Consider the following 11,905-nt stretch of genomic DNA (forward strand, 5'->3'; position numbering starts at 1 on the left):
CTCACAGATGAGCGACCGAAACAACGCGATAGACGACGTGACGAACCGCATTCAGGCTATCCGCTCGGAGGTCCGACGCCGCATCGTCGGCCAAGAGCAGGTCGTAGACAGGGTGTTGGCCTGCTTGCTCTGTGACGGCAACGCGCTGTTGGAGAGTACGCCCGGCCTCGGCAAGACGCTCCTCGTGCGGACGCTGGCGGAGGTGACTGGCCTCTCGTTTTCGCGCATCCAGAACACGCCCGACCTGATGCCCTCCGACGTTATCGGGACCGAGATGGTCCGGGAGACCGAGACGGGCCGCACCTTCACCTTCGAGAAGGGACCGGTGTTCGCCAACCTCGTCCTCTCCGACGAGATAAACCGGGCGACGCCGAAAACCCAATCCGCCCTGCTGGAAGCGATGGAGGAGGGCCAAGTGACGGCGGGCAACGAGACCTACGACCTGCCCGAACCGTTCTTCGTGCTGGCGACGCAGAACCCAATCGACCAAGAGGGGACCTACCCCCTGCCGGAGGCCCAGTCCGACCGCTTCCTGATGAAGATTATCGTGGACTTCCCCTCCGCGGAGGCCGAGCGGGAAATCGTGGACCGCTACACGGGGGACGTGGACTCCTCCGTCTCGGTCGAGTCGCAGGTCTCGACCGCCGAACTCCGGAAGATGCAACAGCTCACCCATCAGGTCCCCATCGCCGACGACCTGCGGGACCTCGCGGTCGGCCTCGTGCGCGACACCCGAACCGCCGAGGACCTCGAATACGGCGCGAGTCCCCGCGCCAGCATGTCGCTGGTCCGCGCCGCGAAGGCCCGCGCGCTCGTGGAGGGGCGCACCCACGTCGGCCGCGAAGACATCACGGCGATGACGGTACCGGTCCTGCGCCACCGCGTCGTCGTGGACTTCCGGGCCGAGCGCGAGGGGCTGACGCCCGACGACGCGATTCGCGCGCTGGTCGAGGACCGATGATAACGACCGACTTCCTCGACGAACTCGACCGCTTCGACGCCGCCAACGACCGGGACGCCCGCTCGCAACACCAAGGCGACCGCACCACTGAAGCGGTCGGCGAGGGTCTGACGTTCGCGGACTACCGACGCTACGCGCCCGGCGACGAACCGCGATTCATCGACTGGAACCTCTACGCCCGCACCGACGAACTCTACGTCAAGCAGTTCGAGGCCGAGCGCAACTTCACGGTCCACGTGCTGGTGGATTCGAGCGCGTCGATGGACTTCGGCGACCCTCACAAGTTCGAAACCGCCGCGAAACTGGGTCTCGGGTTCGCCTACCTCACCGCCCGCGAACACAACGAGTTCCGGTTCACAGTGTTTGACCGCACGGCTCGGCGACTCGACCGCGGCCGGTCGAACCGCGGGGAAGTGCTGAGTCTGGTCGAGGAGTGCAACGCGGTCGAACCCGACGGCGAGGCCGCCTTCGAGGCCGCGCTCACCGACTACGCCGCGACCATCGACTCGAAGGCGCTCGTCGTCGTCTGTAGCGACTTTCTAGCCGAGACCGACGCCATCGACGCTGGCTTGGAGGCACTGGCGGGAAATCAGGTTCTCCTCGGGCACGTCGCCGCGCCCGACGAACAAAATCTTCCGACCGGCGGCGATACGGTCTTCGAGGCGCTGGAGTCCGACCAGTCGCTCCGGGCCTACGTCAGCAATCGACTGGAGAACTCGTATCGGGACCGCTTCGACGCCCACCGCGAGGAGGTCGAGAACGTGGCCCACGACCTCGGGGCGCGCTACGAGTTCGTGGACACCGGCAGGCCGTTCTTCGAGGCGTTCGGGGACCTGTGGTTCGAGTGAGTCAGCGTCGGGACGCGATTTGGAGGGTCGGACACCGACCTCAAATTGAGGATTCGTAGCCGTAGTGTTTTATTTCACGGCAAAATTATGCTCCGTCTGGGATTTGAACCCAGGTCATCGGCTCGAAAGGCCGAAATGATTGGCCGGGCTACACCAACGGAGCAACTATCTCCATCCGGGCTTTCTCCCGGACGCATTCTGACGAATGGCCCGGATATTTATAAACCTCACTAAATCGCTCTCTCGCCGTGGCGCGGTTTCTCACGCTTGCCCTCGAAGAGCAACTCGACGGGGGCGTCGAACTCGATCTGGCCGTGTTCGGCGTGACCGTGACAGCGACAGCACAGGAGGACGAGGTTCTCCGTCTCGTGAGCGTCCTCGATATCGAGATGGTCCGCGTTCCTGAACACTCGAACCGGAACGATGTGATGGACCTGTAACTGTCGTTCGGAACCATCGTGGCCGCAGTGCTGGCAGACCTCGTCGCGTTGGCGGACGGCTTCGCGTGCCATCGACCAGCCGGAACCGTAGCGGTTACTGTACCCGCCACGCCAGTTCGGGTTCGCTTCGCCCGCGGTCGATTCGCTCATCTTCCGGCGCGTCTCCTCGGAGCGAGTCAGTCCTTCCAGCGACTCCGAGATTTTCTCACGGACCTCGTCGGGAAGTTCTTGACCGCGTTGGGCCTCCGAGATTCGGCGACGGGCCTCCTCGGAGAGCGTTCGACCGTCGAGCGTCTCGGAAATTTTTTGCTTCGCTTCCTCAGAGCGTTCTCGGCCGTACATCGGATGATTCTCCCCGCGCATCTCTCGGGTCGGAATGTCGAACTTTTTCATGTATTTCCGAATTGTCGATGGCGAGACGTTACATTTCTCGGCAATTTCTTTCTGCGTCAAGCCTTCGTCCCAGTACTTTGCTTCGAGCCAGTGTTCTTTCCGATACAGCTTCATCTATCGTCTTTCTAGACTATCAAGACTATAAAATTCTCCGGTGTGGTGGCGAAAGGATACCGAGGAGAACCCTCCGTCCGAACGGAACTGATGGCTCTCGGAGACCGAAAATATCGTTCGAAAAGCGAAAGACGGTCCGAACCCCGAGTTACCGCCGGTTAGTGCGCGTCGCTCACTTTCCTTGGAAGTCCGGCTCCCCGTCGCCCATGAACGCCGTGATGCCCTCCATCAGGTCGTCGGTGTTCATGAGGTGGCCGAACGCCTGCGATTCGACCGCCAGACCCGCATCCGTATCGTCGCGGCCCGCGAGCATCGCGCGCTTGGTGTACTTCTGGGCGATGGGCGGTCCGGCCGCGAGGTCCGCGGCGAGTTCGTGGGCGCGCTCCTCGAAGTCGGCCACTTCGACCACTTCGTTGACGAAGCCGTAGTCGGCCATCGTCTCGGCCTCGAAGCGGTCGGCGGTGAAGATGACCTCTTTGGCGCGGCCCTCGCCGACGATGTGCTTCAGACGTTGGGTGCCGCCCCAGCCGGGGAGGAGACCGAGGTCGTGTTCGGGCTGGCCCATCTCCGAGCGGTCGGTGGCGATGCGCATGTCGGCGCAGGTGGCCATCTCCATCCCGCCGCCGAGACAGTAGCCGTCGATGGCCGCCAGCACGGGCATCGGGCAGGCTTCGAGTTTGCCGAAGGTGTCTTGGCCCTTCTTCGAGAGTTCGACGGCCTGAATCGGGTCGCCGCCGCCCGCGGCCATGCTCTGCACGTCTGCGCCCGCGGAGAAGGCCTTGTCGCCTTCGCCGACGAGGAGAAGCGCGCGCACGTCGTCGTCCTCGGTCAGTGCTTCGACCGCGTCGCCGAGGTCGTCCAGTAGCTCCTCGCTGACGGTGTTCATCCGGTGGGGTCGGTCGAGGACGACTTTGCCCACCATGTCGCCGGGTTTCTCGACGCGGATGGTGTCGTAGTCGTACGCGCCTTCGTCGCTCTCGTCGTCCTCGCCGCCGTAGAAGCCGCCCTCGTCGGCGGCCTCGCGGAGGTAGTCGCTGGGTTCGTAGCGTTCTTCACCGGTCTCGTCGTGGAGGTCTTCGAGCGTCTCCAGCAGGGTGTCGAGTCCGGCGTCGTCGGCCATCTTCGCGGGACCCTCGGGGAAGCCAGCGCCGAGCATCACGGCGTCGTCGATGGCGTCGGGGTCGGCCACGTCGTTGCCGACCAGCTTGGCGACTTCGTTGGCCATCACGGCCTGCAGGCGGTGAACCGCGTCTTCGCTTCCGGCGTCGGTCGGGATGTCCGCGCCGCCGTCGTCGTAGTCGTAGAAGCCCTCGCCGGTCTTCTTGCCGAGTTTGTCCGCCTCGACCTTCTCAACGAGGAGGGGACACGGTTCGTAGGCCTCGCCCAGAACCTCGTTCATGTATTCGAGGACGTGGTAGCCAACGTCCACGCCCACTTGGTCGGCCAACTCGAAGCTCCCCATCGGGAGGCCCATGTCGAACTTGGTCGAGCTATCGACCTGCTCGATGGTGTAGTCGCCCGACTCGACCATCCACGCCGCCTCGTTCATCAGCGGGACGAGGACGCGGTTGACGATGAAGCCGGGGCTGTCCTTGCGGACGCGGACGGGCGTCTTGCCCATCTCTTCGGCGAGGTCCTCGGTCAGGTCCAGCACCTCGTCGTCGGTGTGTTCGCCCGAGATGACCTCGACCAACTGCATCCGGACCGGCGGATTGAAAAAGTGCATCCCGCAGAACCGCTCGGGGCGCTCGGTGACCTCCGAGAGTTCCGTAATCGAGAGGCTGGACGTGTTCGTGGCGAAGACCGCGTCGTCGGCGGCGTACTCCTCTAGCTCGCCGTACACGTCTTTCTTGATGTCCATCTTCTCGGGGACCGCCTCGACCACGAAGTCGGCGTCTTCGACGGCCTCCTCGAAGTCCACGAGCGGCGTCACGCGGTCGAGGGCGGCCTCGGCCTCCTCGTCGGTGAGCTGGTCTTTCTCGGCCAGCTTGTCGAGGCTCCACTCGATCTGTTCGTAGCCGTTCTGGACGAACTCGTCTTTGATGTCCCGCAGGTTGACTTCGTACCCTGCGATGGCCGCGACCTCGGCGATGCCGTGGCCCATGTTGCCCGCTCCGAGAACCGCGATGGTGTTGATATCGTCTACCTCCATGTTCGTGGGGTCGGTTGCCGGGCGTTTCAACGTTTCCCTCTCACAGGTTAGAAACTCTCGGCGAGTTTACCGTCGGTTACGAAGTAATTTAGGGGTGGGTATGTAATCTGGGCACATGGACTTCGCACTCTCCGACGAGCAGAAACAGATTCGCGAGGAGGTTCGGCGATTCGCCGAGAACGAGGTTGCCCCGGTCGCCAAGGAGTACGACGTAGAAGAGAAGTACCCCCACGAGGTCATGGACAAGGCCGCCGAGATGGGGATGTTGGGTTCTATCATCCCGATGGAGTACGGCGGTGCGGGCTACAACAACCTCGAATCGGCCATCATCACCGAGGAGTTGTTCGCGGTGGACCCCGGCATCGGACTCTGTATCACCTCGGCGTCGTTCGGTGCCCACGCCATCATGGAGTACGGTACCGACGACCAGAAAGAGCGGTTCCTGTCGCCGATTGCGGACGGTGAGGCCATCATGGGCGCGGCCATCTCGGAACCCGACACCGGGTCGGACGTGTCCAGCGTCTCGACCAGCGCCGAGAAGGACGGCGATGAATGGGTAATCAACGGGAACAAGATGTGGATCACGAACGGCTCGGTCGGCGACTACTACGTCGTCCTCTGTCAGACCGACCCCGACGCCGACGGCCGGTACAACGGCTTCTCTCAAATCGTCGTGGAATCGGACCGCGACGGCTTCGAGTCCGAGAAGATCACCGGAAAACTCGGCATCCGGTCGTCGGACACCGCAGAACTCATCCTGAACGACGTGCGCGTGCCCGAGGAGAACCTCGTTGGCACCCGCGGGATGGGCTTCCTCCAGCAGATGCAGTTCTTCGACGAGACCCGGACCGCGGTCGCCGCCCAAGGCGTCGGCATCGCCAAGGGGGCCGCCGAGGCGGCGCTCGATTACGCCGAGGAGCGCGAGCAGTTCGGTCGCGAAATCGGCGAGTTCCAAGCCATCCAGCACAAACTCGCCGAGATGCACACCGAGACCGAGGCCGCGCGCAACCTGACCTACAAGGCCGCGTGGAACGTCGATCAGGGCGAGGACATCACCAAACTTGCCAGCATGGCCAAGGAGTTCGCCTCCCGCGTCGCAGTTGACGTGGCCAACGAGGCAGTCCAGATTCACGGCGGGTCGGGCTTCGTCAACGACTTCCCGGTCGAACGGTTCTACCGCGACGCCAAGATTACTCAAATCTACGAGGGCACCACCGAGATTCAGAAGAACATCATCGCTCGGGAACTCCTCGGAAAAGGATTCTAGCGGGGACGGTCTCCGGCCGAAATCCGAGCGCCGCCCCGTCCGGGCGACCGGAGCGTAGGGTCTAGGAGCGGTCGGGGGAACTCCTCGTTGACCGTCTCGGGACTGGGGCTCACGTTTTTCGGTCAGTTCGGTGTCTCTCCGGCGAGCCTCGCGGCCGGTCTCCTCGTTCCGATTTTCCGTAAACGAGGGCCACGTTGTTTGAAATTAATGGTATCTAGTGCCGAAAACCGTATTTTTAAATATGGGTGATAGATATTTCATATCGTGAAATCTAAAACCAATCGAAGATCGTTTCTGAAAGGAGCGGGCGCGTTGCTCGGCGGTCTCACGTTCACGACGACGACGGTTTCGGCGACGGAGGCCGAGAATCGATACATCGTCGATATGCAGGAGACCGCCGAGGCCGACTTGGACGGTCTCGACGTGGTTCACGACCTGAGCCAGATCGACCTCGTGGTCGTCGAAGGCGACGAGGAGGCCGTCCGTGGACTGCGCTACTCCAAGGACGTGGAGATGCAGTTCGAGGTGGACGAGGAGTACGACGAGGATGATGACGATGACGACGAGGATGATGACGAGGAAAAAGAAGACGAGGACGACGACGAGGAAGAAGAAGACGAGGACGACGACGAGGAAGAAGAAGACGAGGACGACGACGAGGAAGGAGAATCCGGAAAGCCGACTCGCGCGCAACTCCAGTGGGACAAACAGTCCCAAGAAATCTACGAAGTCTTCGAGGAGACGACGGGCGAGGGGACCCGCGTCGCAGTGCTGGACTCCGGCGTGATTCCGGACCACCCGGACCTGAAGAACGCGCTCAACACCGACCTCTCGCGCAACTTCACGGGCGACGGCGGCGACTACACGCCGTGGTACAACGACCACGGCACCCACGTCGCGGGCATCATCGCCGCCGACGGGTCGAACACCGACGGCGTCGTCGGCACCGCGCCCGGCACGGAACTCGTCGCGCTCCGGGTGTTCACCGGCCCGTTCGCGTTCTTCGGCGACATCGTCGCGGCGATGACTCACGCGGGCGACATCGAGGCCGACGTGGCCAACATGAGCCTCGGCACGTACCCGATGCCCGACAACGAGGAGAACCAACTCCTGCGCGATTCCATCGAGCGCGCGACCGACCACGCCGCCTCGCAGGGTACGCTCATGGTGGCGGCCGCGGGTAACAACGGGACGAACCTCGACACCGACGGCGACGTTCTCAGCCTGCCCAACGAGGCGGACAACGTGATGAGCGTCAGTGCGACCGGTCCCATCGGCTACCGGTGGGACGCGGCGTCGAGCGAGGAGGACGCGGAAGACGACGAAGACGACGACGAGGAGCCGTTCGAAAATCTGCGGAAGCCGACGACGACGCCCGCTTCGTACACGAACTACGGGCGGGAAGCCATCGACGTGAGCGCGTCCGGCGGAAACTCCGCGACGAATCCGCCGTCGGACGCCAACTGGCAGTACGACATGATTCTGAGTACCACGCTCACGTGGGACGAGGACGACAACATGGTCCCGGACTACGGGTGGAAGTCGGGGACGAGCATGGCGGCCCCGCAGGTCAGCGCCGCGGCCGCGCTGGTCAAGAGCGTCAATCCCGAGGCTACGCCCGGTCAGATTCGCCGCCACCTCGAAGCGACCGCGGAGGATGTCGGCCAGCGGTCGTACAGCGGCGAGGGGCACCTCGACCTCGAAGAAGCGGTCGAGGAGGAGATCGAAGTGGAAGACGAGGAGGACGAAGAAGACGAGGAGGACGAAGAAGACGAGGAGGAACGAGAGGACGAAGAAGACGAGGAGGAACGAGAGGACGAAGAAGAGGACGACGAGGAGAGAGACGACTGACTCGGTGCCTTCGGCGTTTTAACACTGCTTCTGGAGAATAATTCTATCAATTTAAGTTATATATTCGTATATTTCCGTTAGAATTAAATCCGGCTGTCTTCATGGCTTGCCTATGGTAAACAAGACCAACCGAAGGTCGTTCCTGAAAGGAGCGGGCGCGGCGCTGGGCGGATTGGCGGTGCCGACGAACGTCGTCTCCGCGGAGACGGCGGACAAGCGGTACATCGTGGACCTGCAGTCGGCGTCAGACGGCGTTCTCGACGGCTTGAACGTCGTCCACGACTTGAGCCAGATCGACCTCGCCGTGGTCGAAGCCGAGGAGTCACAGGTCGAGGGCGCGGCGTTCTCCAAGGACGTGGAGATGGAGTTCGACTTCGCGGCGGCCGAGGACAACGGGAACGGCGACGAGCCGGGTCCGAAGAAGCTCTCGCAGCTCCAGTGGGACAAGCAGGCCCAAGGCGTTTCGGGCGTCCACGGTCGGACTCGCGGCGAGGGGACCCGCGTCGCGGTGCTGGACTCCGGCACGATTCCCGACCATCCGGACTTGGAACACGCGCTCAACACCGACCTCTCGCGCAACTTCACGGGCGACGGCGGCGACTACACGCCGTGGTACAACGACCACGGCACCCACGTCGCGGGCATCATCGCGGGCAACGACCAAAACGACGAGGGCGTCGTCGGTACCGCGCCCGGCGTCGAACTCGTCGCATTGCGTGTGTTCATCGGCCCGTTCGCGTTCTTCGGCGACATCGTCGCGGCGATGACCTACGCGGGCGACATCGAGGCCGACGTGGCCAACATGAGCCTCGGCACGTACCCGATGCCCGACAACGAGTCCAACCGGGAACTGAGAGAGACCATCGAGCGCGCGACCGACCACGCCGCCTCGCGGGGCACGCTCATGGTCGCGGCCGCTGGCAACGACGGGACGAACCTCGACGCCGACGGCGACGTTCTCAGCCTGCCCAACGAGGCAGACAACGTGATGAGCGTCAGCGCGACCGGACCCATCGGCTACCGGTGGGACGACAAAGGTAACGGGAAGTTCATCCGGAACTACCACGCCGCGTTCAACAAACTCGACGAAGCGCCGACCGAACCCGCGCCCTACACGAACTACGGGAGCGAGGCCATCGACATCAGCGCGCCCGGCGGGAACGAGGACCCGGACGCCGGGAGCGACGCGAACGCCCAGTACGACATGGTGCTGAGTACGGTCTTCGAGTGGGGCGACGACGGCGGGATGGTCCCGGCCCACGGCTGGAAGGCGGGCACGAGCATGGCGGCCCCGCAGGTCAGCGCCGCGGCCGCGCTGGTCAAGAGCGCCAACCCCGACGCGACCCCGGCCGAGATTCGCGAGCATCTGGAATCGACCGCCCGCGACGTGGGTCCGGCGAAGTACCACGGCGAGGGCCACCTCGACATCGAGGCCGCGCTGAACGAGTCGATTTAGCTCCCGCACTCGGGTTTCTCCCCTTATCTCCCGCACCCGACTTTCTCTCCCCTTCCCTTTCGCACTCGACGTTCTCTCCTCGTATCTCTCACGTCCCCGGCGCTCTCACGCTATCTGCCACGTCCACCGCGAGTCCAGATAGTACCGGTAGAGACCGCTGATGAAGATGGCGAAGCCGTTCGCCAGCAGGTAGACGAGTCCGGCCCAGTTGACGAACGCCCACAGCAGTCCCAACTGGAGCGGAATCGCGCTCCCGCGGACCAGATTCGTCCGGAGCAACCCCACGAGGTAGTCCGAGCGCGCGGTGTAGCTGGCGTGCTGAAACGTCCACGCGTTGTTCACGACGAACTGGAGGATGATGGTCAACTCGATGGCGATGGTGGCCGCGACCAGATAGTTGAGGCCGCCGACCTCCACCAGCAACCAGAGGACCGCAGTCTGGACGAGCGCGGCGCTCGCGCCGACGACGACGAACCGGTAGAGCCGAACGAACGTCGGGTGTTCGACTACGTTTCGGTATGGAGAGTTCCCCACGGCAACCGGAAGAAGGCTTCGAGCGTGTAGAACGTTTTGCATTGCGTCGATTCGAGGAGTGTCTGCTCCTACGGGACGGTACTCACTAGTCGATATCCGGGCCTCAGCTTTCCGTCGTCGGCTCCAGCGGTACGCGCTCGACATCGACTTCTTCGTAGTCCTGCTCGGAGGACAGAACGCCTCTATCGCGCGTCTCGGCGGTCGCGGCGTGGAAGGCGTCGAACGGTGTCATACCGTCGTCGTAGTACTTGGTAGCCTTGAGAACGACTTGCTTCTCGCGCTCGCTCTCGACCGGTACGAGTTCGAGGAGGTTCGAGACGAGCGCCACGTAGTCGAATTCGTGACGCTCGCGGGCCAACAGGAGTTCGAGATACGTGAACGCGGACGTTTCGGGTTCGTAGCGGTCCAGCGCCTCCTCGGCGGAAGACTGCAACCAATCGGAGTCCTTGGCGAGCGCGAGGAGGAAGTCGGTCTCGACGTACACCGTCATCGTTCGGCGTCCCTCTCCTCGGCGTCTCCGATTTCGGCGTCGGCGTTCGCCTCGGCTTCGATGTCGTCGCGAATCTCCTCGACCGACGAGTCGCGGAGTTCGCCCGCCGCCTCCCGGACCGCGGCCAGCGGGTCGTCGGCGACCGGCACGAGTTCGATTCTGTCGTCGTACTCCACGATGTGGTACTTGTCTCCGTACTTCTCGCGGACCGCTTTCGGCAGGTAGATGCGGCCTTGTCCGTCGGTCTCCGTCGACATGGTAGAGCGTAGAGTGGAGAAACAAAAATATCTTACCACGGAACGCTTCTCGATGGTACCGTCGGTGCTTCCTTACCTCCACGTCTCTCGAATCACCCGAAGCCAGTTGTCCCGCGCGATAGCTTGGACCTCCTCGTCGCCGAACCCTCGGTCCCGAAGCGCCCGAATCACGGCCGGAAGCCCGGTCGCGTCGCCCACCGACTCGACGACGGTCGCGCCGTCGAAGTCCGACCCGAGCGCGACGTGTTCGACGCCCACTCTGTCGGCGACGTACTCGACGTGGTCCACGAGCGTCGAAATCGGCGTGGGGGAATCGGGGTCGTTGTCGCCGTCCGGCCGGAGGTGGCTCCTCGCGAAGGTGACGCCGAGGAGACCGCCCGAGTCCGCGAGGGCGTCGAGTTGCCGGTCGGTCAGGTTTCGGCTCGCCGGACAGACCTCGTGGACGCCGCCGTGGCTGACGACCAGCGGGTCCGTCGAGAGGTCGGCGACCTCCTCGAATCCGGCGGCGGTCGCGTGCGCGAGGTCCACCAGCATCCCCCGGTCGTTACATGCGCGGACGAGGTCCCTCCCCGCCGTGGTGAGTCCCGGCCCGGTGTCGGGCGTGCCGGGGAACGCCGACCGGACGCCGTGGCCGAACGCGTTGGGGCGGCTCCAGACCGGGCCGATGGAGCGCACGCCCGCGGCGTAGAGGAGGTCGAGGTTCGACAGGTCCGGCGCGACTGCTTGGGCACCTTCGAGGTGCGGCACGGCGGCGAGCGCGTCCGAATCGAGGAGCGTCGCTTCGAGGGCGTCGTACTCGCCGACGACCCGGACCGCGCCGTCCGAGTCGGCCGCGATGCGGTGGAGGCGCGCCAGCGCGTCGTAGGTGAACGACTTTGCGCGCTCGTGGCTCACGGCTGGCGGCAGGTCCATCTCGTAGCCCGCGTCGGTCTCGCGGCGCTCGTACTCGTACTCCTCGTTCGGGACGAAGACGGCGAAGAAGCCACCGCCGAGGTTCGCCTCGCGGCTTCGCGGCAAATCGAGGTGGCCCTCGTCGCTCCGGTCGAGAAACGCGCGTCCGGAACCGGTCTCGTCGGCGAGGTCCAGCAGGGTGTCGTTGTGGCCGTCGAACAGTCGCAAATCGGCGTCGGTCATCCGTTAGC

General features: G+C 64.0%; 11 protein-coding genes and 1 tRNA gene. 5 read left to right on the forward strand and 7 right to left on the reverse strand.

Annotation, left to right across the window (positions count from 1 at the left end; genetic code table 11):
* The first annotated feature begins 7 nt into the window (after positions 1 to 7).
* Together EPL00_RS10535 and EPL00_RS10540 are read left to right on the forward strand one after the other, a co-directional pair.
* On the forward strand, positions 8 to 961 hold the full coding sequence (locus tag EPL00_RS10535; RefSeq protein WP_135852747.1) for an AAA family ATPase: 954 nt from the start codon (positions 8 to 10) through the stop codon (positions 959 to 961).
* Complete coding sequence (locus EPL00_RS10540; RefSeq protein ID WP_135852746.1) at positions 958 to 1,809, forward strand: DUF58 domain-containing protein; 852 nt, start codon at positions 958 to 960, stop codon at positions 1,807 to 1,809. Before EPL00_RS10535 ends, EPL00_RS10540 begins: the two co-directional genes overlap by 4 nt.
* A gap of 88 nt (positions 1,810 to 1,897) precedes the next feature.
* Here EPL00_RS10540 and EPL00_RS10545 read toward each other — a convergent pair.
* The 3 genes from EPL00_RS10545 to EPL00_RS10555 form a co-directional block, all read right to left on the reverse strand.
* Positions 1,898 to 1,972 (reverse strand) — tRNA-Glu (locus tag EPL00_RS10545).
* Positions 1,973 to 2,039: 67 nt separating this feature from the next.
* On the reverse strand, positions 2,040 to 2,756 hold the full coding sequence (locus EPL00_RS10550; RefSeq protein ID WP_135852745.1) for an NUMOD3 domain-containing DNA-binding protein: 717 nt from the start codon (positions 2,754 to 2,756) through the stop codon (positions 2,040 to 2,042).
* Between the two features lie 172 nt (positions 2,757 to 2,928).
* Positions 2,929 to 4,908, reverse strand: coding sequence for a 3-hydroxyacyl-CoA dehydrogenase/enoyl-CoA hydratase family protein (locus EPL00_RS10555; RefSeq protein WP_135852744.1), 1,980 nt, complete (start codon positions 4,906 to 4,908; stop codon positions 2,929 to 2,931).
* 115 nt (positions 4,909 to 5,023) lie between these two features.
* Between EPL00_RS10555 and EPL00_RS10560 the strand changes: the two genes are divergently transcribed.
* The 3 genes from EPL00_RS10560 (at position 5,024) to EPL00_RS10570 (ending at position 9,482) form a co-directional block, all read left to right on the forward strand.
* Complete coding sequence (locus tag EPL00_RS10560; RefSeq protein ID WP_135852743.1) at positions 5,024 to 6,175, forward strand: acyl-CoA dehydrogenase family protein; 1,152 nt, start codon at positions 5,024 to 5,026, stop codon at positions 6,173 to 6,175.
* Positions 6,176 to 6,439: 264 nt separating this feature from the next.
* Positions 6,440 to 8,026, forward strand: coding sequence for a S8 family peptidase (locus tag EPL00_RS10565; protein ID WP_238398174.1), 1,587 nt, complete (start codon positions 6,440 to 6,442; stop codon positions 8,024 to 8,026).
* 112 nt (positions 8,027 to 8,138) lie between these two features.
* Entirely contained in the window at positions 8,139 to 9,482 is a 1,344-nt protein-coding gene (locus EPL00_RS10570) for a S8 family peptidase (RefSeq protein ID WP_135852742.1), read from the forward strand.
* 105 nt (positions 9,483 to 9,587) lie between these two features.
* Here the strand turns inward: EPL00_RS10570 and EPL00_RS10575 are convergent, their stop codons facing one another.
* From EPL00_RS10575 to EPL00_RS10590, 4 genes are all read right to left on the reverse strand, one after another.
* Positions 9,588 to 10,016 (reverse strand): GtrA family protein, encoded by a 429-nt coding sequence (locus tag EPL00_RS10575; protein ID WP_238398175.1) that lies wholly within the window; start codon positions 10,014 to 10,016, stop codon positions 9,588 to 9,590.
* A 103-nt stretch (positions 10,017 to 10,119) separates the two neighbouring features.
* Positions 10,120 to 10,506: a PIN domain-containing protein gene (locus tag EPL00_RS10580; protein ID WP_135852740.1), complete on the reverse strand. Its 387-nt coding sequence runs from the start codon at positions 10,504 to 10,506 to the stop codon at positions 10,120 to 10,122.
* Positions 10,503 to 10,763: an AbrB/MazE/SpoVT family DNA-binding domain-containing protein gene (locus EPL00_RS10585; protein WP_135852739.1), complete on the reverse strand. Its 261-nt coding sequence runs from the start codon at positions 10,761 to 10,763 to the stop codon at positions 10,503 to 10,505. Before EPL00_RS10585 ends, EPL00_RS10580 begins: the two co-directional genes overlap by 4 nt.
* A 72-nt stretch (positions 10,764 to 10,835) precedes the next feature.
* Complete coding sequence (locus EPL00_RS10590) at positions 10,836 to 11,897, reverse strand: dipeptidase (RefSeq protein ID WP_135852738.1); 1,062 nt, start codon at positions 11,895 to 11,897, stop codon at positions 10,836 to 10,838.
* Positions 11,898 to 11,905: the final 8 nt, after the last annotated feature.

Source organism: Halorussus salinus (assembly GCF_004765815.2).
Taxonomy (GTDB): Archaea; Halobacteriota; Halobacteria; order Halobacteriales; family Haladaptataceae; genus Halorussus; species Halorussus salinus.